Origin of the sequence: Bradyrhizobium sp. 31Argb, from assembly GCF_043638955.1 — a bacterium.
Lineage (GTDB): Bacteria > Pseudomonadota > Alphaproteobacteria > Rhizobiales > Xanthobacteraceae > Bradyrhizobium.
Genome location: NZ_JBEGDB010000121.1, coordinates 1 through 23,215, shown reverse-complemented (window position 1 = coordinate 23,215; position 23,215 = coordinate 1). Strand labels below are relative to the sequence as shown.

21 protein-coding genes and 1 tRNA gene are annotated in these 23,215 nt (G+C 63.7%); 15 read left to right on the top strand and 7 right to left on the bottom strand.

Going from position 1 to position 23,215, the window contains the following annotated elements; genetic code table 11:
• The first annotated feature begins 151 nt into the window (after nucleotides 1–151).
• Both AAFX91_RS22620 and panE read left to right on the top strand, forming a co-directional pair.
• Nucleotides 152–1,501, top strand: a complete 1,350-nt coding sequence (locus AAFX91_RS22620) for an MATE family efflux transporter (RefSeq protein ID WP_394567943.1) — start codon at nucleotides 152–154, stop codon at nucleotides 1,499–1,501.
• Between the two features lie 200 nt (nucleotides 1,502–1,701).
• Nucleotides 1,702–2,622: a 2-dehydropantoate 2-reductase gene (gene panE, locus AAFX91_RS22615; RefSeq protein ID WP_130584234.1), complete on the top strand. Its 921-nt coding sequence runs from the start codon at nucleotides 1,702–1,704 to the stop codon at nucleotides 2,620–2,622.
• A gap of 109 nt (nucleotides 2,623–2,731) precedes the next feature.
• Here the strand turns inward: panE and AAFX91_RS22610 are convergent, their stop codons facing one another.
• The 3 genes from AAFX91_RS22610 to AAFX91_RS22600 form a co-directional block, all read right to left on the bottom strand.
• Nucleotides 2,732–3,322, bottom strand: coding sequence for a cytochrome c (locus AAFX91_RS22610; RefSeq protein WP_130582961.1), 591 nt, complete (start codon nucleotides 3,320–3,322; stop codon nucleotides 2,732–2,734).
• A gap of 184 nt (nucleotides 3,323–3,506) precedes the next feature.
• Nucleotides 3,507–4,784, bottom strand: coding sequence for a sorbosone dehydrogenase family protein (locus AAFX91_RS22605; protein WP_282530998.1), 1,278 nt, complete (start codon nucleotides 4,782–4,784; stop codon nucleotides 3,507–3,509).
• A 441-nt stretch (nucleotides 4,785–5,225) separates the two neighbouring features.
• Nucleotides 5,226–5,300 (bottom strand) — tRNA-Gly (locus tag AAFX91_RS22600).
• A 400-nt stretch (nucleotides 5,301–5,700) separates the two neighbouring features.
• Between AAFX91_RS22600 and trxA the strand changes: the two genes are divergently transcribed.
• Both trxA and AAFX91_RS22590 read left to right on the top strand, forming a co-directional pair.
• The gene (trxA, locus tag AAFX91_RS22595) at nucleotides 5,701–6,621 is read left to right on the top strand and encodes a thioredoxin (RefSeq protein ID WP_130582962.1); all 921 of its coding nucleotides are present in this window, start codon (nucleotides 5,701–5,703) and stop codon (nucleotides 6,619–6,621) included.
• Nucleotides 6,622–6,747: 126 nt separating this feature from the next.
• Nucleotides 6,748–7,422, top strand: a complete 675-nt coding sequence (locus tag AAFX91_RS22590; protein ID WP_394567941.1) for an LON peptidase substrate-binding domain-containing protein — start codon at nucleotides 6,748–6,750, stop codon at nucleotides 7,420–7,422.
• A gap of 148 nt (nucleotides 7,423–7,570) precedes the next feature.
• On the opposite strand, the gene AAFX91_RS22585 is transcribed toward AAFX91_RS22590, so the two are convergent.
• Nucleotides 7,571–7,921, bottom strand: a complete 351-nt coding sequence (locus tag AAFX91_RS22585) for a hypothetical protein (protein WP_130582964.1) — start codon at nucleotides 7,919–7,921, stop codon at nucleotides 7,571–7,573.
• Between the two features lie 78 nt (nucleotides 7,922–7,999).
• Here AAFX91_RS22585 and AAFX91_RS22580 point away from each other — a divergent pair, with 78 nt between their 5' ends.
• Together AAFX91_RS22580 and AAFX91_RS22575 are read left to right on the top strand one after the other, a co-directional pair.
• The gene (locus tag AAFX91_RS22580) at nucleotides 8,000–8,536 is read left to right on the top strand and encodes a TetR/AcrR family transcriptional regulator (protein ID WP_394567939.1); all 537 of its coding nucleotides are present in this window, start codon (nucleotides 8,000–8,002) and stop codon (nucleotides 8,534–8,536) included.
• 68 nt (nucleotides 8,537–8,604) lie between these two features.
• Nucleotides 8,605–8,802, top strand: coding sequence for a Trm112 family protein (locus AAFX91_RS22575; protein WP_130582966.1), 198 nt, complete (start codon nucleotides 8,605–8,607; stop codon nucleotides 8,800–8,802).
• Nucleotides 8,803–8,886: 84 nt separating this feature from the next.
• Here AAFX91_RS22575 and AAFX91_RS22570 read toward each other — a convergent pair whose 3' ends face one another.
• A complete protein-coding gene (locus AAFX91_RS22570) occupies nucleotides 8,887–10,107 on the bottom strand; it encodes a ubiquinone biosynthesis hydroxylase (protein WP_394567938.1) in 1,221 nt (406 codons plus the stop codon).
• A 209-nt stretch (nucleotides 10,108–10,316) separates the two neighbouring features.
• Between AAFX91_RS22570 and tesB the strand changes: the two genes are divergently transcribed.
• Entirely contained in the window at nucleotides 10,317–11,177 is an 861-nt protein-coding gene (gene tesB / locus AAFX91_RS22565) for an acyl-CoA thioesterase II (RefSeq protein ID WP_394567936.1), read from the top strand.
• 99 nt (nucleotides 11,178–11,276) lie between these two features.
• Here tesB and AAFX91_RS22560 read toward each other — a convergent pair whose 3' ends face one another.
• Nucleotides 11,277–12,164, bottom strand: a complete 888-nt coding sequence (locus AAFX91_RS22560) for a DUF4339 domain-containing protein (RefSeq protein ID WP_130582969.1) — start codon at nucleotides 12,162–12,164, stop codon at nucleotides 11,277–11,279.
• A 254-nt stretch (nucleotides 12,165–12,418) separates the two neighbouring features.
• Between AAFX91_RS22560 and AAFX91_RS22555 the strand changes: the two genes are divergently transcribed.
• From AAFX91_RS22555 to AAFX91_RS22540, 4 genes are all read left to right on the top strand, one after another.
• Complete coding sequence (locus AAFX91_RS22555; protein WP_130582970.1) at nucleotides 12,419–12,757, top strand: P-II family nitrogen regulator; 339 nt, start codon at nucleotides 12,419–12,421, stop codon at nucleotides 12,755–12,757.
• Between the two features lie 69 nt (nucleotides 12,758–12,826).
• Complete coding sequence (locus tag AAFX91_RS22550; protein ID WP_394567934.1) at nucleotides 12,827–14,128, top strand: ammonium transporter; 1,302 nt, start codon at nucleotides 12,827–12,829, stop codon at nucleotides 14,126–14,128.
• A gap of 306 nt (nucleotides 14,129–14,434) precedes the next feature.
• Nucleotides 14,435–14,773: a P-II family nitrogen regulator gene (locus AAFX91_RS22545; RefSeq protein ID WP_028164751.1), complete on the top strand. Its 339-nt coding sequence runs from the start codon at nucleotides 14,435–14,437 to the stop codon at nucleotides 14,771–14,773.
• A gap of 38 nt (nucleotides 14,774–14,811) precedes the next feature.
• The gene (locus AAFX91_RS22540) at nucleotides 14,812–16,254 is read left to right on the top strand and encodes an ammonium transporter (RefSeq protein WP_282531001.1); all 1,443 of its coding nucleotides are present in this window, start codon (nucleotides 14,812–14,814) and stop codon (nucleotides 16,252–16,254) included.
• A 143-nt stretch (nucleotides 16,255–16,397) separates the two neighbouring features.
• Here AAFX91_RS22540 and AAFX91_RS22535 read toward each other — a convergent pair whose 3' ends face one another.
• Nucleotides 16,398–17,219 carry a DUF4349 domain-containing protein gene (locus AAFX91_RS22535; RefSeq protein ID WP_130581793.1) on the bottom strand — a complete coding sequence of 274 codons (822 nt, stop codon included), beginning with the start codon at nucleotides 17,217–17,219 and terminating at the stop codon, nucleotides 16,398–16,400.
• 276 nt (nucleotides 17,220–17,495) lie between these two features.
• On the opposite strand from AAFX91_RS22535, the gene AAFX91_RS22530 reads away from it, so the two are divergent.
• From AAFX91_RS22530 to AAFX91_RS22515, 4 genes are all read left to right on the top strand, one after another.
• A complete protein-coding gene (locus AAFX91_RS22530) occupies nucleotides 17,496–18,722 on the top strand; it encodes an aminotransferase class I/II-fold pyridoxal phosphate-dependent enzyme (protein WP_130581792.1) in 1,227 nt (408 codons plus the stop codon).
• A 20-nt stretch (nucleotides 18,723–18,742) separates the two neighbouring features.
• A complete protein-coding gene (locus AAFX91_RS22525) occupies nucleotides 18,743–21,211 on the top strand; it encodes a DNA translocase FtsK (protein WP_130581791.1) in 2,469 nt (822 codons plus the stop codon).
• A gap of 100 nt (nucleotides 21,212–21,311) precedes the next feature.
• On the top strand, nucleotides 21,312–22,115 hold the full coding sequence (locus tag AAFX91_RS22520) for an outer membrane lipoprotein carrier protein LolA (protein WP_130581790.1): 804 nt from the start codon (nucleotides 21,312–21,314) through the stop codon (nucleotides 22,113–22,115).
• Between the two features lie 167 nt (nucleotides 22,116–22,282).
• Nucleotides 22,283–23,098 (top strand): exodeoxyribonuclease III, encoded by an 816-nt coding sequence (locus AAFX91_RS22515; protein ID WP_130581789.1) that lies wholly within the window; start codon nucleotides 22,283–22,285, stop codon nucleotides 23,096–23,098.
• Nucleotides 23,099–23,215: the final 117 nt, after the last annotated feature.

Below are 23,215 nucleotides of genomic sequence, written 5' to 3'. Positions count from 1 at the left end.
GCTCACTCCCGCGAATCATCGTTCAACTCACGGAATCAGCGATCAAATTCCTTCGCAAGATGTGCGAATATGACAGCGCAAGCGGGGGAGGTGAACTCGCGGCCCGACTGACTCAATCAACTACCCCACATGCTTTAGCAGGTACCTTCCCATGTCCACGCCGCCGCCGCTCTGGAGGACCTTCCTCGCCTTCCTGCTGCCGATGATGCTGAGCAACATCCTGCAGGCGCTGTTCGGCACCATCAACAGCGTCTATCTGGGACAGATGATCGGGGTCGATGCGCTCGCCGCCGTCTCGGTGTTCTTCCCGGTGATGTTCTTCCTGATCGCCTTCGTGATGGGCTTAAGCTCCGGCGCGACCGTGCTGGTCGGCCAGGCCTTCGGCGCCGGCCAATCTGACAAGGTCAAGGCGGTGGCCGGCACCACGCTGACGGTTGCGCTCCTGCTGGCCATTGGCATCGCGCTGTTCGCATTGCTGTTCACGCGCGATCTGCTGGTCGCGCTCGCCACACCGGCCGATATCCTCGATGCCGCCACGTCCTACGCGCGGACCATGATGGTCACGATGCCGCTTACCTTCGCCTTCATCCTGGCCAGTTCGATGCTGCGCGGCGTCGGCGACACGCTCACGCCGCTGGTCGCGCTCGCGATTTCGACCGTCATCGGCCTCGTGGTGACGCCGGCGCTGATCCGCGGCTGGCTCGGCCTGCCGCATCTCGGCGTCGCCAGCGCCGCCTGGGCCTCGGCGGTATCGAGCCTGCTGACGCTGATATGGCTCCACCTCTATCTGCGGCGACGAGGCCATGCGCTGGCTTTCGATGCCGCGTTCCTGCGCGCGATGCGGCCGGACGGCACGCTGCTGCGAACCGTGTTGCGGCTCGGCATTCCCGCAGCGCTCGGCATGGTGGTGATGTCGCTCGCCGAGCTGGTGCTGCTCGGCCTCGTCAACGGCTTCGGCTCCAACGCCACGGCGGCCTATGGAGCGGTCAACCAGGTCTTGAGCTATGTGCAGTTTCCCGCGCTGTCGATCGCGATCTCGGTCTCGATCTTCGGAGCGCAGGCGATCGGCCGCGGCCAAGCCGGCCAGATCGGCACCATCGTCGGCACCGGGCTGAAGATGAACCTGATCCTGACCGGCGGACTGGCCGCGCTAGGCTATCTGTTTTCCCGCACGCTGATGGGCTTTTTCATCACCGACCCCGCCGTGCTCGAGCTCGCGCAGGGGCTGCTGCACATCGTGCTGTGGAGCTCGGTCCTGTTCGGGATGTCGACGGTGTTTTCGGGGGCGATGCGCGCCGGCGGCACGGTCTGGATGCCGCTCTTGATCTCCGCCCTCGCGATCATGCTGGTCGAGATCCCGTCCGCCATCATCCTCAGCCGGCTGATCGGCATCGAGGGGGTGTGGGTCGCCTATCCGATCACCTTCTGCACCATGTTCCTGCTGCAGATGGCCTATTACATGCTGGTCTGGCGGAAGCAGACGGTCGAGCGTTTGATTTGACACGACACAGTATGATGACCATCATCATACTGTAGACGTGCCGCGAAGATCGCGACAGAATGGACCACCGGAACGGAGGAGCGAAGAAGAAGTAGTTACCCAGGGATTCTCGCTTGACGGAAAGCATCCATCCCTATTCGCTACTCCCCATTCGCCATTCACCTGCCATCCCCGAAGCAACAACAACAAGGAATCATCCCATGCGCGTTCTCGTCGTCGGCGCCGGTGCGATCGGCGGATATTTCGGCGGGCGGCTGCTGCAGGCCGGCCGTGACATTACGTTCTTGGTGCGCCCCAAGCGCGCATCCGAACTCGCGACTGCCGGGCTTGTGATCAAGAGCCCAAACGGCGACGTGACCTTGAAGAATCCGCCGACGGTGCAGGCTGACAAGTTGACCGAGAAATTCGACGTCGTGCTGTTGAGCTGCAAGGCGTTCGACCTGGACGATGCCATCAAGTCGTTCGCACCGGCGGTCGGACCGAATACCGCCATCATCCCGCTGCTCAACGGCATGCTGCATCTGAGCGCGCTCGACAAGAAATTCGGCGCCGAGCAGGTTCTCGGCGGCCTCTGCGCGATTGCGGCAACGCTCAATGAAGCGCGCGAGGTGGTGCAGCTTCAGCCGATGCAGTCGCTGACGTTCGGCGAACGCGACGGCAAGATGTCCGACCGCGTGCGCGCGATCGCGGAGGTGTTTTCCTCCGTCAATGGCGCAACCGCCAGCGATCATGTGATGCAGGACATGTGGGAAAAGTGGGTGTTCCTGGCTTCGCTCGCGGCTTCCACCAGCCTGATGCGCACCTCCGTCGGCAACATCCTGGCCGCGCCCGGCGGCAAGGATTTCCTGCTCGGCATGCTCGACGAATGCAGCGCGGTGGCGACCGCCGAAGGCTATGCGCCGGCTGGACCGTTCTTCGAGCGCGTCAAGGGCATGCTGACCGCCGCGGGTTCGCCGATGACCGCCTCGATGTTCCGCGACATCAAGGCCGGCTTGCCGGTCGAAGCCGATCACGTGATCGGCGACCTCGTCGCCCGCGCCGACGCCGCCAAGATTCCCGTGCCGAAGCTCCGCACGGCATATACGCATCTCAAGGCGTACGAATTGCAGCGCGACAAGTAGTCTCGTAGCCCGGGTGGAGCGCAGCGCAACCCGGGACAACCCTCTCCGCGGCGCACAGTGTTCCCGGGTTACGCTGCGCTCCACCCGGGCTACGGCTACGGCATCACCATCAGAGATGCGCCAGATAATGCGCGAGCGCGGTGATCTCTTCTTCGCTCAGGGGATAGGCGACCTCGGCCATCGCGGCCATGCCGCCGCCGGAGCGCGCACTGGACTTGTAGTCGTGCAGCGCCTTGACGAGATAGTCCTCGCGCTGGCCGGCGATGCGCGCCACCGCCTTGGTGCCGGCATAGCTGTCGGTATGGCATGACGCGCAGCGGCGGCCGGCGGCGGCCTGCTTGCCCTTTTCCGACAGATCGGGATCGTCGTCCTTCGGGCCCTTCGGCGGCGTCAGCGAGGAGAAGTAGGCGCCGAGATTGCGGATGTCGTCATTATTGAGCTGCTCGACGATCGGCTGCATCAGCTCGTTCTTGCGGGTGCCGGCGCGGAAGAACACGAGCTGCCACTGAAGGAACTGATCGGGCTGGCCGGCGAGCGAGGGGATGTTCTCGGTCTGCGAAATGCCGTTCTCGCCGTGGCATGAGACGCACATCTCTGCTTTTTCCTTGCCGGCCGCGACATCGGCGGCGCGGATCGGAGTGACGGTCGCGGTCAGGAGCGCGAGTCCACCAAATAGGTACGAGACGAACTGTCGGCGCATCAGTCAGGCTCCACTCCATCACCCCTGTCATTCCGGGATGCGCGGAGCGCAGGCCCGGAATCCATAACTATCGCTCGTGGTTATGGGTTCCGGACTTGCGCTGCGCGCAATCCGGAACGACGAAATTCAAAACAAAGAGGCCGCGGCCGCCATCCGGCCACCGCAGCCTCCATTCGTTACAGTGTCACTTCTTGCTGTAGCTGATGCGATAGATCGCGCCGGCCCAGTCGTCGGCAACGAGGATCGAGCCGTCCTTATCGAGGATGATGTCAGCAGGGCGGCCGAGATAGCCCTGGTCGCCCTCGATCCAGCCGGACGCCAACACTTCCTGCTTGGCGTTCTTGCCGTCGGGACCGACGATCACGCGCACAATGCGCGCGCCCTGATACTTGTGCCTGTTCCACGAGCCGTGCTCGGCGATCAGGATGTTGTTCTTGTAGTCCGCCGGAAATTGATTGCCGGTGTAGAACTTCATGCCGAGCGGGGCGACGTGGGCCCCTAAGTTGAGCACGGGCGGCGTGAACTCCGAGCATTTATGCCCCATCGCGAATTTCGGATCGGGCAGGTCGCCCTGATGGCAATAGGGATAGCCGAAATGCTCGCCGATCTTCGAGATCATGTTGAGCTTGTCGCTCGGCAGGTCGTCGCTGATCCAGTCGCGCGCGTTCTCGGTGAACCAGTAGCGGCCGGTGCGCGGATCGACATCGCCGCCGACGCTGTTGCGCACGCCGAGCGCCCAGATTTCCGCATTGCCGGTCTTGGGATCGACGCGGCGGATCTGCGAGAGGCTGGTCGGGGGAATGCCGATGTTGAAGGGCGGGCCGAACGGAATGTAGAACCAGCCGTCCTTGTCAACAGCGATATATTTCCAGCCATGCGCGGCATACGAGGGCATGTCGTCATAGACCACCTTGCCCTGGCCGAGATTGTCGAGATTGGCCTCCGCATTGTCGTAGCGGATCAGCTTGTCGACCGCGATCACATAGAGCGCGCCGTCGCGGAAGGCGAGACCGGTGGGCATGTTCAGCCCCTTGAGGATGGTCTTCACCTCTTTCTTGCCGTTGTTGTCCTTGATCGCGTAGACGTTACCGAGCCCGAACGAGCCGACGAACAGCGTGCCCTTGTCGCCCCAGGCCATCTGCCGCGCGGCGAGCACGTTCGACGCGTAGACCTCGATCTTGAAGCCTTGTGGCAGCTTGATCTTCTTGATCAGCGCCGCCAGCTCGGAGTCGGAGGCGCCGGTCGGCGGTCCCGATGGCGGCGCGAGGCCCTTTTGCGTTTCGGTCTCGTCGCCGAGGAACCAGTCATCCGGCGGATGGGTCCAGAATTCCTTGGTGCCGGATTCGTATTTCTTCAGCGACCTGCCCTTGTCCTGCTGCTGTTGCGCATTGGCAAAGCCAGTCCCCGCCACGAGGGCGATGGTGGCAAGCGCAAGAATGGAACGATTGAAAACCGATTGCATCGCGTTACTCCCCTATCCAGCCGGGCGGCTGGCTCTTTATTGATTCTAACGAGACGATCGTAGTGGCCTGCGAGAGAGAGGCCAGAGCAGAGAATGCTAGCACATCCCCCGCGCGAGAGAAGCGCAGGCGATCAACGCCGCATTCGAGCGAGGTCAAGACAAGTTGAGCGGGTTCGCTTGCGCTGTTTCTTGCGAAGCGCCAGCGATGTCATTGCGCCGCAATATTCGTTCGAAGTTAACGCCGCTCGCAGCGTCACGGCCGACGATTCGATTGGCTGGGAAATCAATCGTCGGATGAATGATTGGGCCGCGATCGAGCCTGGTCTCGTTTCTCGCCGGAGATACCTTAGCGTGGGCTTGCTTCGGTCAAGCGAGGGAAGGCAGCAGGCGCGACACGGCGCGCGGCCGGAGGTTAAAGCCAGTTCGGCGGACGGGGAAATTTGGAGCGGGCGAAGGGGCTCGAACCCTCGACCCCGACCTTGGCAAGGTCGTGCTCTACCACTGAGCTACACCCGCATCCTGATGGCGGCGATCACTCGCCGGCAACGGCAGAGCTATGCCAAAAGCGGACCGTGAATGCAACAGGCCCGAAGGCGGCTAAATCGCCTCATTTGAGTGGAAATGGGGACGAAAGGGCGGAAAGCAACGCGGCGAGGGGCGTTTCGGTGGCGGCTCGCCGGGTTTTTCGCCTGGGAACCCGCTTTTCCCGTCCTCACGCCGCCACGGGCTGATTCGCCTCAAGCAGCCCACAAACTCCGGCCGCATTTGATCGCGACCCTGCATGATCGGCCTGCAGCGGAACGAGCAGGGTACCAGGCGATTGAAATTTGGCGCCAAACCGCCATTTAGCTGACGGGTGTTCGGTTCCGGCCGTGCTAGAACGGGCCCCAATCTCGGGACATCAGGCGAGGATATCGTGACGATAGTTGAGCAGGGCGGCGGTCCGGCGCCGCAGGCAGGCGATCTGATCAAGGAAACGACCACCCAGACGTTCGTCAAGGACGTGATCGAGGAGTCGAAGCGCCAGCCGGTGCTGATCGATTTCTGGGCGCCCTGGTGCGGCCCCTGCCGCCAGCTCACCCCGATCCTGGAGAAGGTGGTGACCAACGCCAAGGGCCGGGTCAAGCTCGTCAAGATGAACATCGACGAGCATCCATCGATCCCCGGCCAGATGGGCATCCAGTCGATCCCGGCCGTGATCGCCTTCGTCAACGGCCAGCCGGCCGACGGCTTCATGGGCGCAATCCCGGAGAGCCAGGTCAACGCCTTCATCGAGCGGCTGACGAAGGGCGTCCCTGCCGCGGGCGAGCCGAATATTGCCGAGATCCTGAAAGAAGCCGACGCCGTGCTCGCCGAAGGCGACGCCGCGGCCGCGGCGCAGATTTATGCCGAGGTGCTCGGCATCGACGCCACCAATATCGCCGCGCTCGCCGGTCTCGCCAAATGCTATGTCACGACGGGCGCGGTCGACCAGGCCAAGCAGACGCTCGGCATGGTGCCGGAGTCCAAGCGCAACGAGCCGGCTGTGAAGGCGGTGCAGGCCGCGATCGACCTTGCCGAGCAGGCGGAATCGGTCGGTCCGATCGGCGAATTGGAACAGAAAGTCGCTGCAAATCCGCTCGATCATCAGGCGCGGTTCGATCTCGCCACCGCGCTGAACGCGATGGGCAAACGCAGCGAGGCGACCAACCAGCTCCTGGAGATCGTCAGGCGCGACCGCAAATGGAACGATGACGGCGCACGCAAGCAGCTCGTCCAGTTCTTCGAAGCATGGGGCGGGGCGGATGAAGCGACCGTCGAGGGACGAAAGCGGCTTTCGACGATCCTGTTTTCATAGAGCATGATCCGGAAAAGTGGAGACCGGTTTTCCGAAATGATCATGCTCATACACAGAGATGAGCTTATGATCCGATTTCGTTCAATCGGATTATAAGCGAGCGCGCGCACAACACCGGGGCCGCAGATGCCGATCAATGCCGAATATCGGGGCCCGGCCGAGCTTCCCGAGGTGATCGCGGTCTTTCCGCTTGCCGGTGCGCTATTGTTGCCGCGCGGTCAGATGCCGCTCAACATCTTCGAGCCGCGCTATCTCGCCATGGTCGACGACGCCTTCCGCGACGGCCATCGGCTGATCGGCATGATCCAGCCCGACGTGACGCATTCGCACAATGAGGAGAAGCCGGCGCTGTTCCGCGTCGGCTGCGTCGGCCGCATCACCCAGCTCGCCGAATCAGGCGATGGCCGCTACATCCTCGAACTCACCGGCGTGTCGCGCTTCAAGGTGGTCGAGGAGCTCAGCGTGCTGACCCCGTACCGCCAGTGCAAGGTCGATTTCTTCTCCTTCACCGACGATTTCGTCGCGCGCAGCGGCGAAGAGGACGTCGACCGCGAAGCGCTGCTCGCGGTGCTGACGGATTTCCTGAAAGCGAACAACCTGAAGGTCGACTGGGCCGGCATCGAAGCCGCGCCCAACGAGGCGCTGGTCAATGCGCTCGCGATGATGTCGCCCTATGGCCCGGCGGAGAAGCAGGCGATGCTGGAAGCGCCCGACCTCAAGACTCGCGCCGAAATCCTGATCGCGGTGACCGAGATGGATCTCGCCAAGAAGCGCACCAGCGGTGACCCGCCGCTGCAGTGATTCTCGGCCGTCCCGTCATTCTCCTCTACCGTCATTCCGGGGCGTCCGAAGGACGAACCCGGAATCCATTTCTCGACCAGCGCATGCGGCTCGATGGATTCCGGGTTCACGCTGCGCGTGCCCCGAAATGACCGCGTGTGGGGCTAGCCTAATACCCCGCGACCGCCATCGCCACCACGGCGCTGAGCGCCATCCAGCCGAAATGCCGGCCGCGCGTCGCAACCGCATTGGCGAGGGCCGCGAAAGCGAACACGCAGGCGAGCGTGACGACGATCCAGTGCCGCGCCACCTCCGAGGCCATCCAGGGCGCGGCGAGCAGCAGCACGCCGCCACCGATCCACGCCACCGTGCCGGCCTGCCAGACCAGCCGGATCAGCGTGCGCAGCCGCGCCGGTTCGATCGTCATTTTGGGAAAGACCTTGAATTCGCCAAGGTAACCGTGGATCAGCGCCGCCGCGATCGCGGCGAGGCCGGAACATTGCAGCAGGATATCGCGCATCGTTCGCCTCCATACAGCAGTGTATGGTTATCGCCCGCGCATTGGCGCCTGTCAATACACTGGTGTATGGTGGGCTGCATGACCGATCAGCTTTCCGCCAAGGACTGGCTCGACCAGGGCCTGAAAGCACTGGCAAGACGCGGCTTCACCGCGCTGAAGGCCGAACCCTTGGCAAAAGAGATGGGCGTCTCCCGCGGCAGCTTTTACTGGCACTTCGCCGATATCGCCGCCTACCACGCCGCCGTCCTGAAACATTGGCGCGAGATCGCCGCGGAGCGGATCATCGTCGATGTCGAGGCGACGGCGGCGGGTTCTGACGCCCTGGCCGTGCTGCTGCGCCGGGTGTTTTCCGAAAAGCTGGCGCTGGAAAACGCCGTCCGAAGCTGGGCGAACGTCGATGCTTCAGCACGCGCCGCCGTGCAGGCGATCGACCAGCGGCGGCTCGGCTATGTCGAAGGTCTCCTGAAGCAGGCGGGCCTCACCGACGACGTGGCCCGCGTCCGTGCCCAGATCTTCTATTGGGCGTTCCTCGGCCAGGCACTGACGGAGCAGCCGCTGCCGAAAGCAAAGCAGCAGGCGATCGTCGACGAACTCTTGCGGATGGCGGTGCGCTAATTGGCTGCGCGCGTTACACTCGCCGTTTGAGACATGGTAAGAAGCGCCTGCGAAACTGGAAGACCGTCATGAGCTCCCCGACTGATCATCTCGAAAGCACCGCCGATCCAAAGCTGCTGGAAATCCTGGTCTGTCCGATCACCAAGGGTCCGTTGGAGTTCGACGCGGAACGGCAGGAACTGATCTCGCGCTCCGCAAAACTCGCGTATCCGATCCGCGACGGCATCCCGATCATGCTGCCGGAAGAAGCGCGCAAGATCGAGTGATGGAGGGGGCGAATAGCGAATGGGGAGTGGCGAATAGCGAAGGAGGAGCCTTCCATTCGCCACTCGCTATTCGCCATTCGCGCGCTACAGCGCCTCGCCCTTCAACAGCCGCGGCACTTCCCCCGACAGCCCCGCCGCCTGGCGGATGAACAGGCTCTTCAGCGGCGGCAGGCGGTCGACGACGCCGAGCCCGACGTCGCGCACGGTCCTGAGCAGCGTCGATTCGTTGGAGAACAGGAAGTTCAGCGAATTGGTCGCGACCCCCATCGCCATGGTGTCGAAGCGGCGCCAGCGCTGGTAGCGCTCGAGCACATCGGCTTGGCCAAGGTCGATGCCGAGCCGCGCCGCATCGACCACCACCTCAGCCAAAGCCGCGACATCCTTCAGGCCCATATTGAGCCCTTGCCCTGCAATCGGATGGATCAGATGCGCGGCGTCGCCGACCAGGGCCAGCCGTTCGGCGATGAAGGAGCGCGCGACGAAATAGCCGAGCGGAAACGCGCGCGGCTTGTCGAGCGCCTTGACCTCTCCGAGCTGCAAACCAAAGCGCCGCTCCAGCTCGTCGTGGAATTCCGCATCGCTTAAGCCGACGACGCGGGACGCTTCCTTGCGGTTCTCGGTCCACACCAGCGAGGAGCGTTTTCCCTTCAGCGGCAGGATCGCGAACGGACCCGCGGGCAGAAAATGCTCTTCGGCGCGGCCCTGGTGATCGCGCTCATGGCCGACCGTGACGACAATGCCGGACTGATCATAGTCCCAGCCATGGGTGACGATGCCGGCGCGCTCGCGCAGCTTCGAGCGGGCGCCGTCGGCGGCCACCAGCAGGCTCGCTTCGATCACACTGCCGTCCGCGAGCGTCACGTTGACGAGATCGGTATTGGCCTCATAGGTCGAAACCGCGGTCGCGCGTAGATCGATGCCTGCGGCCTCAGTGCGCGCCACCAGCGCGTCGATCAGATGCCGGTTCTCGACCATATGCGCAAACGGCTCGCCGGGCTCGACATCGCCGGCAAAGGTCAGGAACGCCGGCCGGGTGGCATCGTCGAGCCGCGAATCGGTGACGACCATGTCGAGGATCGGCTGCGTCGTGTCGGCGATCTCGGCCCAGATGCCGATCGCCTCGAACAGCCGGCGGCAGGCGGCGACGATCGCGGTCGCCCGCGGATCGCGGCTCGGGCGCTGCCCGAGCGCCGGATCGGCGACGATGATGGGGATTTCGGTGCCCAGCCCCTGGCGCAGCGCCAGGGCCAGCGCCAGGCCCGCAAAGGCGCCCCCGCAAATGACAATGCCTCGCTGTGCCGACATGCAAGTCCCTTACGCGCTCATGCCCTCAGACTGTGCTTGCTACCTGATAACGGCTGGGCGAAACAGGGTCTTGAGGCAAGGTGCTTAATGCCGCGCATCGTCATTCCGGGGCGCGCGCCAGCGCGAACCCGGAATCCAGAGGTTTCGGCGCGAGATTCCAGGTTCGCGTCTTCGACGCGCCCCGGAATGACGGCGGAAAAGGAAGTTTCATGTCAAAAAGCCTGATTGACCTGCTTTCCATCCTGGATCTCGAACCGCTCGAGGTGAATCTGTTCCGCGGCAACAGTCCGAAAACGAGCTGGCAGCGGGTGTTCGGCGGGCAGGTGATCGGCCAGGCGATGGTCGCGGCCTGCCGCACCGTCGAGGGCCGACTGCCGCATTCGATCCATTGCTATTTCATCCTGCCCGGCGACCCGCAGGTCCCGATCATCTACCAGGTCGAGCGGCTGCGCGACGGCAAGAGCTATTCGACCCGCCGCGTCACCGCGATCCAGCACGGCAATGCCATCTTCTCGATCATGGTGTCGTTCCATGCCGAGGAGCAGGGCGCCTTCGATCACCAGGAGAAGATGCCGGACGTGCCGCCGCCGGAAAAGCTCACCGCCGAGGAAGTGTCGAAGCAGCCGATGTTCCGCGAAATGCCGGACTTCATCCGCCGCTATTACGAATCCGATCGACCGATCGAACTGCGCCCGGTCGAGCTCGGCCGCTGTTTCGGCCAGAAGATCGAGGAGGGCCGCATCCATGTCTGGATCCGCACCGCGGCGAAGCTGCCCGACGATCCCGCGCTGCATCTGTGCGCGCTCGCTTATGCCTCCGACTTTTCGCTGTTGGACGCGGTGATGGCGCGCTACGGCCGCACGCTGTTCGACAAGCGCATGATGCCGGCAAGCCTGGATCACGCGATGTGGTTTCATCGCCCGTTCCGCGCCGACGAATGGCTGCTCTACGCGCAGGACTCTCCGAGCGCGCAAGGCGGGCGCGGCCTGACCCGCGGCATGATCTTCAAGCCCGACGGCACGCTGGTTGCGTCAGTGGCGCAGGAAGGTTCGGTGCGCGAGAGGAAGTAGCGCGCGTTAGAATTGCCGCCGCGATGAAACTGCGCTCCCTCTCCCGCTTGCGGGCCGCTTGCGGGAGAGGTGAAACCAATCGGCATCTCATTCGTCGCTCTAAGCGTTCGCCAGCGTGCTGCGCTCGACCAGAGCGAATTGCGACAGGTACCAATTCGCATACCAGCGCAAAGCCCACGGGATTGGAATCAGCAATAAGCAGCCGATTGTGAACACGACGGTTCGCCAAAGCATCTCGAGGCCTGACGCCTTGAAGATGATTTCGCGGCGCGTCCCCTCGATATTGCGGCACATCCACCTCATCCACGCCGTGGTCACCCACGCCCAGCCGATGATGGTGATGAAGGAGATCGCCAACAGCAGATACCACCCGGTATAGGCGATGATGCTGCCGTTGAAGGCGATTGGGAGCTGCTGCCCGTTTGAACTGAGATGGCTGGCGATCCAGCGGATGACCACCCATCCGAGCGCCGCCTGCAGCAGCGGCGCAAGCAGCTCGACCGTCGTACTCTCGGTCCAGCCCGTATAGCTCAAGAGCCCTATCGCGACGAACACATACCAGATGTCACCGACCTGTCCCGTGAAACCGAGATTCGGCCGGCCGGGGACGTTGATGTGCGGGATGATCCAGCGATAAAAGCCGGTGGCGGACCACGGCGCTGGGATCACCAGGAGCTGGCCGATGGCAAACCACAGACTGCGTCCAAACAGCTCCCAGATCGGCAGATCGGCTGAGACCGCTCCACCCGCATAGCCGGCCGCAGTCATGATCGGCGGCCCGCCCGCCTGCGAGGGCATCGCTGGACTGGAAGGATCCGAAATCAGTCCGGGAATCTCACCCGCCTTCTGCCAACCGGCCATCCCCTCGGTCCAGACCAGCGTATCCGGCCCGACGGTGCCTCGCATGATGAGATCGCGGAGCTGAAATTCGGGAAACGGGCCCTTTTGCTGGCCTTCGGATGCATAAAACCAGGATCGATCGGCCATGGCATTTCCTTGGAAAACACGATTCTTGGGAACAGGCGCCAGCGGAGCGACTGGCGAAGCAGGAAAGCCGCATTGTGACGGACGATCATGTCCCCTGTACAGGGAGCGAGCTCAGGGTCTGCCAATGTTTTCCCCCTAAACCTGCAACTTTTTTGTGCCATTTGCTCAGAAAGATGCCAGATTGGCCCGGGATCGAAGGCCATCCAAAGAGCAGGCGGTTGGCCGAACTTTAAGAAAAAAGCGGGCCGCTAGCCATGAAACTTGTCGTCGCCATCATCAAACCCTTCAAGCTCGACGAGGTGCGCCAGGCGCTGACCGAGATCGGCGTCCACGGCATGACCGTCACTGAAGTCAAAGGTTATGGCCGGCAGAAAGGGCACACCGAGATCTACCGCGGCGCAGAATATGTCGTGAACTTCCTGCCCAAATTGCGGATCGAGATCGCGGTCGCATCCGACATCGCCGACAAGGCGGTCGAAGTCATTACCGCAAAGGCACGCACCGGCCAGATCGGCGATGGCAAGATCTTCGTCACGCCGATCGAACATGCGCTGCGGATCCGCACCGGCGAGACCGACAGCGACGCGCTCTAAGCACTCTCCGAGCGGGACCGACAACGGCGCTGGTCGCATCAACAAAATGAATTCTACTGGGGAAACACCATGGGGGCACCATCTCGCGCCGTGCGGCTGATCGCGCCGCTCGGTCTTGCGACGCTGTTGTCGGCGACGCCGGCGCGTGCCGAGACGTCGGCCATCAACGCCGCCGACACCGCCTGGATGATCGTTGCCACCGCGCTGGTGCTGATGATGACGATCCCAGGGCTCGCGCTGTTCTATTCCGGCATGGTGCGCAAGAAGAACGTGCTGGCGACGATGGCGCAGAGCCTGTCGGCAGTCGCGATCGTCTCGATCCTCTGGGTGATGTTCGGCTACTCGCTCGCCTTCGTCGGTGATGGGCCATGGATCGGCACGCTCGACCGCTGGTTTCTCGCCGGCATGACCATGGACGGCGTCAATCCGGCGGCGAAGACGATCCCGGAAGCGCTGTTCATGCTGTACCAGATGACGTTTGCGATCATCACCGTGGCGCTGGTGGCAGGCTCGGTTGCCGACCGCATGCGCTTCTCGGCCTATCTCTGGTTCTCCGTCGGCTGGTTCATCTTCGCCTATATTCCGCTCGCACATTGGGTGTGGGGCGGCGGCTTTCTCGCCAATCTCGGCGTGCTGGATTTCGCCGGCGGGCTCGTGGTGCATCTTTCGGCCGGCGTCAGCGGATTGGTCGCCGCGCAAGTATTGGGGCGGCGCCACGGCTATGGCAGCGAGAACCTGTCGCCGTTCGATTTGTCGCTCGCGGTGATCGGCACCGGGCTGCTCTGGGTCGGCTGGTTTGGCTTCAATGGCGGATCGGCGCTTGCCGTGAGTTCGCGCGCGGTGATGGCGATCATCGCCACGCATCTTTCGGCCTGCGCGGGCGCGCTGACCTGGGGCGCGATCGAATGGGCGACGCGGCGCAAGCCGTCGGTGCTCGGGATGATCTCGGGCGCGGTCGCAGGGCTCGGCACCATCACGCCGGCCTCGGGCTTCGTCGAACCATGGCACGCGGTCATCATCGGCATCATCGCGGGCCTCGTGTGCTTTTGGGCCTGCACCTGGCTGAAGCTCCGCTTCAAATATGACGATTCACTTGACGTGTTCGGCGTCCACGGCATCGGCGGCATGGCCGGGACGCTGCTCGCGGGCGTGTTCGCCACCAGCGCCATCGGCGGCACGGCCGGCCTGCTCGAGGGCCGTCCGCAGCAACTGCTGATCCAACTCGCCGGCGTCGCCGTTACGCTGGTGTGGTGCGGCGGCGTGACCTTCGTGCTCCTGAAGCTGGTCAGCGCGTTCGTCCCGCTCCGGGTATCGCTGCAGCAGGAGCTGGAAGGCCTGGATATTTCGCAGCACGGCGAGGCCCTGCAGTAATTTCCTCTACTTTATTACCTCTGATTTGCCGTCGGGCTGGGCAGGATTATGTCCAGACTCTGGCGTGCCTATGAATCGGGCAATATTGATTACGTTTTGAGCGCGACGGAATAGCGCAGGTCCGACCAATTCCCGTCAAGCGCGAAAACAGGCGGATTCATAATCCGTTAGGCGGCGCCGTCGATCTGGCACGGCATTTGATTCTAACGCCGGCGGCTGTGACCGCGTTGTGAATTTTCTCCGCGTGGTGGATCTCAGTCGAAACACCCGGTTCGTCTGCACCGGGCCCAAGCGGGGATAGGACACATGAAAATTGTTATGGCGATTATTAAGCCATTCAAGCTCGAAGAAGTCCGCGACGCCCTGACCGCCATTGGCGTTCACGGTCTCACGGTGACGGAAGTCAAGGGGTACGGGCGTCAGAAGGGCCACACTGAGATCTATCGCGGCGCTGAATACGCCGTGAGCTTCCTGCCCAAGATCAAGATCGAGGTCGCGGTTGCGGCCGACCAGGTCGACAAGACCATCGACGCCATCACATCGGCGGCAAAGACCGGGCAGATCGGCGACGGCAAGATCTTCGTCATCAACCTCGACCACGCGGTGCGCATCCGCACCGGCGAGGCCGATGCCGCGGCCCTCTGATTTCGCGCTCAAACCTTACAATTCAGGAGTAGAATAACATGACGTTCAAACGTCCCCACAGCGCGGGATTGGCGGCACTCGCATTCGGCCTGTTCGCTGCGACCGCTGCCTATGCCGAGCCGACCGTCAACAAGGGCGACAACGCCTGGATGATGACGTCGACGGTGCTGGTGCTGTTGATGACGATCCCGGGGCTCGCGCTGTTCTATGGCGGCCTGGTCCGCTCCAAGAACATGCTCTCGGTGCTGATGCAGGTGTTCTACACGGTGTGCATCGTCACCGTGCTCTGGGCGCTCTACGGCTACAGCCTCGCGTTCACCGGCGGCTCGGATTTCATCGGCGGCTTTTCCAAGGCCTTCCTGGCAGGTGTGACGCCGGACTCGAAGGCGGCCACCTTCAGCGTCGACGCCAATATCTCCGAACTCGTCTATGTCTGCTTCCAGATGACGTTCGCGGCGATCACGCCCGCGCTGATCGTCGGCGCTTTCGCCGAGCGCATGAAGTTCTCCGCGCTCGCGCTGTTCATCCCGCTCTGGGTGACGCTGATCTACTTCCCGATCGCGCATATGGTCTGGTACTGGGCCGGACCGGACGCGATCACGGATGCGGCGAAGGCGCTGGCGGCTGCGGCTGACGGCGCGGCGAAGACCGCGGCGCAGGCCAAGCTCGACGAGATCAATGCCGACGCCGGCTGGATCTTCAAGAAGGGCGCGATCGACTTCGCCGGCGGCACCGTCGTGCACATCAACGCCGGCATCGCCGGTCTGGTCGGCGCGATCCTGATCGGCAAGCGCACCGGCTACGGCAAGGAGCTGATGGCTCCGCACTCGCTCACGATGTCCATGATCGGCGCCTCGCTGCTCTGGGTCGGCTGGTTCGGTTTCAACGCCGGTTCGAACCTCGAGGCTTCAGGTGGCGCCGCGCTCGCCATGACCAACTCCTTCGTCGCGACCGCGGCGGCGGCGTTGTCCTGGATGTTCGCGGAATGGATCGTGAAGGGTCATCCGTCGATGCTCGGCGCCATCTCGGGCGCGGTCGCGGGCCTGGTGGCGGTGACGCCGGCGGCCGGCTTCTCCGGTCCGATGGGCGCGATCGTGCTCGGCCTCGTGGTCGGCGTGGTCTGCCTGTTCTTCTGCACCGTGGTGAAGAATGCGCTCGGCTATGACGACTCGCTCGACGTGTTCGGCGTCCACTGCGTCGGCGGCATCGTCGGCGCGCTCGGCACCGGCATCCTGGTGAACCCGGCGCTCGGCGGCACCGGCGTGATGGACTATGTCGCCGGCAAGATCGCCGACTACGACTTCGTCGCCCAGATGACCTCGCAGATCTGGGGCGTCTGCACCACGCTGGTGTGGTCCGGCGTCGGTTCGGCGATCCTCTACAAGGTCGTCGACGTGATCGTCGGCCTGCGCGCCAACGTCGAGACCGAGCGTGAAGGCCTCGACATCACCGAGCACACGGAGCGCGCTTACAACATGTGAGTTCTCCCGGGGTGTGATCTCTCCCGGGATCACACCCAGAACTACGGTTCGGGCACATACCCGGCAATGCCCCGACCGTTGAGGGGCTCCAGCGCAAGTTGGAGCCCCTTTCTTTTTGGCTGCTGCCGGCGCGGTAGCGGCTCTTATCCGGACAGCCTCCGGGACTTCCATCGTCGCATGCCAAGGCGCACGGCCCACCAGACCAACGCGATGACGGGAAGCCATGGCACGATGGCCGCGACGAGGGAGATCAGCCAGGAGACGGAGTTCACCGCCGTCTGGTTGATCGTCCTGATGGCCTGGTAGATCGGGGTGAAGTCGGCTCCGCCAACCAGGCTGGCGGCGCCGACATAGGATATCTCGACCCGTATCGTGTCGGTGCGTGTCCGCAGCGCGTCACGCTGCGCCGTGATCGCTTCGATGTCGCTCTGTGCCTGCGCCAGCTCTTTCTCGATCGTGATCAGGTCGGCAGCCGTTTTCACGGTCTGGTCGCGCAACATTCCGCTAAGGCGGTCGCGCAGCACTATTTTCGCATCGAGCCGCCGTTCTGCGTCGAGAATGGGGACGGCGATATCTTCCACCGATTGGGCGTGCATGGTGACTTGGGCCGGCGGCGCGGTCAGCACTGCCGCAAACGCGTCGAAGGATTCGGGCTTGATGCGAACCGATGCACGCGCGTTGATGCGCCCTTCGTTCGACCGGTCGATCGACGTGCTCAGGATGGAGCAGCCAAGCTTGGCGCATTCGGCCATATGCTTTTGCTGAATGGCTTCGGTTTCGGCGCTGGGGACGCGGAGCGTGTAGCGATGCGTGATCGCAAGGCGCCGCTCGGCGGACGACGAATTGCCCTGCATCGCCTGAGGGAGAGCCCCATCCGGAACTGCATTGTCTGGAGATGGCGCACATGCGGCCAGCAACGGCAGCAGCACAAACACGGCCCGCAATGGCCGACCAACCGCACGCATCGATTCCCCCAACCCGGTTCCCAAGTTCCCAAATCCTAAATGCGGAACATTACGGCGGGCTGGTGGCTTTTCCCTTTGTTATTGCTGGTAAAATAAGGTGCTGCGGCGCCGACCTCGCCCCTGCGGGACATCGGCGCGGGTTACCGAACCCACTCTTGATGGCCCATACCGCCGATGGTTAATCGCGTCTTAACCTCGCCGTATCTATGGTGACTTGATCAATTTACGGCCGGGCCGGATTCCCCTCGACCGCATTGAAAGTGCTGGCGTTTAGACATGGCAATGACCGCTCCCTCCGGCGTGGCGCAAGACGCCGGCAGTGCAATGCCGGCCGGTCAGGCCGAACGTTCCCCCTTTGCGCGCACGGCTGAGCTCTTGGCGCCGTACCAGCCCGGCAAGCCATTGATTACGCTGTCCTTGGGCGAGCCGCAGCACCCTGTTCCGGCGTTTGTCGGGCCGGTGCTGGCCAAGCACACCGCCGAGTTCGGCCGCTATCCGCTCGCCAAGGGCATCGAGCCATTCCGCCGCGCGGTGGCGAACTGGCTTTCGACCCGGTTCCACCTGCCGCGGGCGGTCGATCCTGAGAGCGAAGTGCTGGTGCTGAATGGCAGCCGCGAGGGCCTGTTCTTCGCCGCCATCACCGCCGCCCGCTATGTCGGCGCGCGCTATGGGACGCCGGCGATATTGATGCCGAACCCGTTCTATCCGGCCTATGGTGCCGGCGCACGTGCCTCCGGCTGCGAGCAGGTCTATCTGCCGACCACGCCGGCCAACGGATTCCTGCCCGATCTCGACGCGCTCGATGAGGCGCTGCTGGCGCGCACGGTGGCATTCTACATCGCTTCGCCCGCGAACCCGCAAGGCGCGGTCGCCTCGCGCGATTATTTCGCGCGGCTGAAGGCGCTCGCCGACCGCTTCGGGTTCATCATCCTGAGCGACGAATGCTATTCGGAGATCTACACCAGGGAAGCGCCGGGCAGCGCGCTGGAATGTGCCGGCCCTGACTTCACCAATGTGGTCGTGTTCCAGTCGCTCTCGAAGCGTTCGAACCTGCCGGGCATGCGCGTCGGCTTCGCGGCCGGCGACAAGAGGTTCCTCGCCGCCTTCCACGAACTCCGCAACGTCGCCGCGCCGCAAGTGCCGGTGCCGCTGCAGCATGTCGCCGTCGCGGCCTATAGCGACGAGGGGCATGTCGAGGAGAACCGCAGGCTCTACCGGATCAAGTTCGATCTCGCCGACCAGATCCTCGGCAGCCGCTACGGCTATCAGCGTCCGGCCGGCGGCTTCTGCGTCTGGCTCGACGTCTCCGAGCGAGGCGGCGACGAGGCGGCGACGGTGAAACTTTATCGCGATGCCGGCGTGCGCGTGATCCCGGGCAGCTATTTGGCGCGGCCGCAAGCCGACGGCTCCAATCCGGGCGCGGGCTATATCCGGCTCGCGCTGGTCTCCGACAGTGAATCAACGGCCGAGGCGCTGCACCGCCTGGTCGAAACCTTAAGCTAATCGCAAGGCTTTGGAAGCGCATGCCAGCGATCGAACGTGTCATTCCCCTGGTCGGCCATCTGCCGGTCCCGATCCGCGAAGCCTTGGAGCGGCGGGTGCGAGAATTCGGCGGGCTGTGCCTGATCATGCTTGCCGGCGTCGCCGCCGCGGCCCTGATGACGTGGTCGGTGCAGGACCCCAGCCTGAGCCACGCCACCTCGCGCCCGATCCGCAACATCCTCGGCTATCCCGGCGCGATCGGCGCCGATCTGTTGATGCAGATCCTGGGGCTCGGCGCCATCATGCTGATCCTCCCCATCGCTGTGTGGGGCTGGCGCATGCTGACGCATCGCGCCTTCGACCGCGAAGCGCTGCGACTGGCATGCTGGATCCTCGTCACCGTGATCGCTGCCGGCTTTGCGAGCTGCTTTCCGCATAATGGCGCCTGGCCATTGCCGACCGGGCTCGGCGGCGTGGTCGGCGACGCGCTGGTGCGCGCGCCCGCAGTGGTGTTCGGTCCGGCCGGCATGATCTATCGCCTGGTGCTCGGCACCATCCTGTTCGTCGCGATGACAGCAAGCTTTTTGTTCGCGAGCGGCTGGGGCGCGAAGGAGAGCGAAGAAGAGCTGACGGCGATCGAGGATCGTGACGAGCCGTTCGTCGAAGAAGACGACGAGGAGGACCGCAGCTCGATCTCGCTCGGCTGGCTGTTCCACGCTGTCATGAGCGCGAAGGCGCGGCTCGGCTGGCTGCTCGGCACCGCCTATCGCTCGCTGGTCTCGAGCGCGCCGCAGCGCAGTGCAGGCGCATTCGAACGGCAGGAGCCCAGTCTCGGCGGCCGCGCGACCGCGCCCTCCGTGGTGCCTGAGGCGAACGAGGAATTCGACGAAGAGGTTGAAGAGGAAGAAGACGAGGCCGAGGAAGAAGCGGAGGAAGCGCCCGTCGCCCGCGCCCCGCGCAAGAAGGCCGAGCCGCGCGCGAAGAAGAAATCCTCCGACAAGTTCGAACTGCCCTCGGTCTCCGTGCTGTCAGCGCCGAAGGCCGCCGATCGCCAGCCGCAGAGCAAGGCCGAGCTGGAAGCCAATTCGCGCGCGCTCGAAGGCGTGCTGCAGGATTTCGGCGTCCGCGGCGAGATCGTCAAAGCCAATCCGGGTCCGGTCGTGACGCTGTACGAGCTCGAGCCCGCGCCCGGCATCAAATCGTCGCGCGTGATCGGCCTCTCGGACGACATCGCCCGCTCGATGAGCGCGCTGTCGGCCCGCGTCGCCGTGGTCGCCGGCCGCAACGCCATCGGCATCGAATTGCCGAACCTGCATCGCGAAAAGGTCTACCTGCGCGAACTCCTGGTCGCGAAGGAAGCCATCGATTCGGTGGCAAAGCTGCCGCTCTGCCTCGGCAAGAGCATCGGCGGCGAGCCCGTCATCATCGATCTCGCGCGCACGCCGCATATGCTGATCGCCGGCACCACCGGCTCCGGCAAATCGGTCGCGATCAACACCATGATCCTGAGCCTGGTGTATCGGCTGCGCCCCGATCAGTGCCGCCTGATCATGGTCGATCCCAAGATGCTCGAACTCTCCGTCTATGACGGCATCCCGCATCTTTTGACGCCGGTCGTCACCGATCCCAAGAAAGCGGTGGTCGCGCTGAAATGGGCCGTGCGCGAGATGGAAGAGCGCTACAAGAAAATGGCCAAGCTCGGTGTGCGCAACATCGACGGCTACAATGCGCGCCTCGTCGAGGCAAAGGGCAAGGGCGAAGACCTGACGCGCACCGTGCACACCGGCTTCGACAAGGAGACCGGCAAGGCGATCTACGAGGAGGAGAAGCTCGATCTCGATCCGTTGCCCTACATCGTCATCATCGTCGACGAGATGGCCGACCTGATGATGGTCGCCGGCAAGGACATCGAAGGCGCGGTGCAGCGCCTCGCGCAGATGGCGCGCGCCGCCGGCCTGCATGTGATCCTCGCCACGCAACGTCCTTCGGTCGACGTCATCACCGGCACCATCAAGGCCAACTTCCCGACCCGCATCGCCTTCCAGGTCACCTCGAAGATCGACAGCCGCACGATCCTGGGCGAGATGGGCGCCGAGCAACTGCTGGGGCAGGGCGACATGCTCTACATGGCCGGCGGCGGCCGCATCAGCCGCGTGCACGGCCCGTTCGCCTCCGACGAGGAAGTCGAGAAGGTGGTGCGCCATCTGAAGACGCAAGGCGCGCCGGAATACCTGGAAGCCGTTACCGCGGAAGAGCCGAGCGAGGAGGACGGCGCGGTATTCGACTCCACCGGCATGGGCGGGGATGGCGGCGGCGACCTCTATTCGCAGGCGGTGGCGGTCGTCAAACGCGACCGCAAGGCCTCCACTTCCTATATTCAACGGCGCCTGCAGATCGGCTACAACCGGGCCGCGTCATTGATGGAGCGGATGGAACTCGAAGGCATTGTCGGCCAGGCCAATCATGCCGGCAAGCGCGAGATCCTGATCGAAGAAGAAGGCAGCATGTGATCCTGCCCCGAGAATTTCACGGAAAAGCGATATCGCCGCGGCACTACCCACGATAAACTCATCATCGGAACACGCGTTGCATCAGAATCCGAAATACCGAATGGCCAAACAGCACGTTCATCGCGCCATCCATTCCGGATTGGCGATCCTGATCGCGACGTCGATCGCCGGCGCCGCGCCCTCATCGGCGCAGAACGTGCCGGTGCCGAAGCCCGCGCCGAAGGGCCGCGACGGCACGCAGATGAGCGCGCAGGAGCAGCGAGGCCCCGCGACGACAGGCTCGACGCAGACGCCGCCGAACCCCGTCATCCCCGACCCGCGCCGCAACGTCCCCGCCAACATCTTCGCGACGTTCGATGCCAACCAGAAGGCACAGGCCGCGAGGATCAGCAGCTATCTCTCCTCGCTGCAGACGCTGTCAGGCAGTTTCGTGCAGGTCGGCCCCGACGGCTCCAAGACCAAGGGCGATTTCTATATCCAGAAGCCCGGCAAGGTCCGCTTCGAATATGAACCGCCGAGCCCGATCGACATCGTCGCCGACGGCTCCTCGGTCGCGGTGCGTGATCGCAAGCTCGCCACGCAGGACATCTATCCGCTGTCGCAGACGCCGCTGCGCTATCTCTTGTCCGACCGCATCGACCTGATGAAGGACACCAACGTCGTTAGCGTCAACGCCGACGATGTCTTCATCTCGATCATTATCGAGGAGAAGCAGGCGCTGATCGGCACCAGCCGGTTGATGCTGATGGTCGGCGCCAAGGACGGCCAGCTCAAGCAATGGACCATCACCGATCCGCAGGGCTACGACACCACCGTTGCCGTCTACAATCTCGATTCCACCAAGAAGATTGATCCGGGCCTGTTCAAGATCGATTTCACGAACTACGTGACGCCGCCGGGATAGTAGTTCGTTGGATTGTAGGGTGGGCCTTTTGTAGGATGGGTAGAGCGCAGCGAAACCCATCATCGTGCCGCATGCGAAAAATGATGGGTTTCGCTGCGCTCTACCCATCCTACGGTCCTGTGGACAATCCTATCCATCGCCGCAATCCATGCTAAGACGCAGTTCCCATGCGTCTCTCCCTCACAACCTGGAACATCAACTCGGTGCGCCTGCGCATCGACCTCGTCGCCAAGTTCATCAAGCAGGCGCGGCCGGACGTGCTCTGCCTGCAGGAGACCAAATGCATCGACGACGCCTTTCCGCTGAAGCGGTTCAAGCGGCTTGGCTATGAGCATGTCGCGCTGAACGGACAGAAGGGCTATCACGGCGTCGCCATCATCTCGAAGGTGCCGTTCGAGAAGACCGACATCCGTACCTTCTGCGACAAGATCGATTCCCGCCACATCTCGGTCGAGTTCGGCGACAAGGCACAGCTCTCAAAGCCGCTGGTGCTGCATAACTTCTACGTGCCGGCCGGCGGCGACATACCCGATCCCGCGCTCAATCCGAAATTCGAGCACAAGCTGCAATTCCTCGACGAGATGAAAGCCTGCGAACCCTTGCATCCGCGCGGTGACGACCGCCACATCCTGGTCGGCGATCTCAACGTGGCGCCGCATGAGAACGACGTGTGGTCGCACAAGCAGCTTTTGAAAGTCGTCTCGCACACGCCGGTCGAGACCGAGAAGCTGCTCGCAGCCCAGATGCATGGCGAATGGTTCGACGTCGCGCGCGAGCGGATTCCATTGTCGGAGAAAGTCTACACCTGGTGGAGCTACCGCGCCGCGGACTGGACCGTCGGCGACCGCGGCCGCCGGCTCGACCACATCTGGGTCTCGCGCGCGCTGAAGGACAGCGTCACGGATTTCAGGATCACCCGCGACGCGCGCGGCTGGGAGCGTCCATCGGACCACGTGCCAGTGACGGTGACGCTGGAGGTGTAGCCGGCCGGTAGCCGGCTGTCGTCCCGGGCAAGCGAAGCGCTGACCCGGGACCCATATGTGGACGGCCCCCGTGGCACAAGAGCTTTTGAGGTGATCGGATCGCTGCATCCATATGTC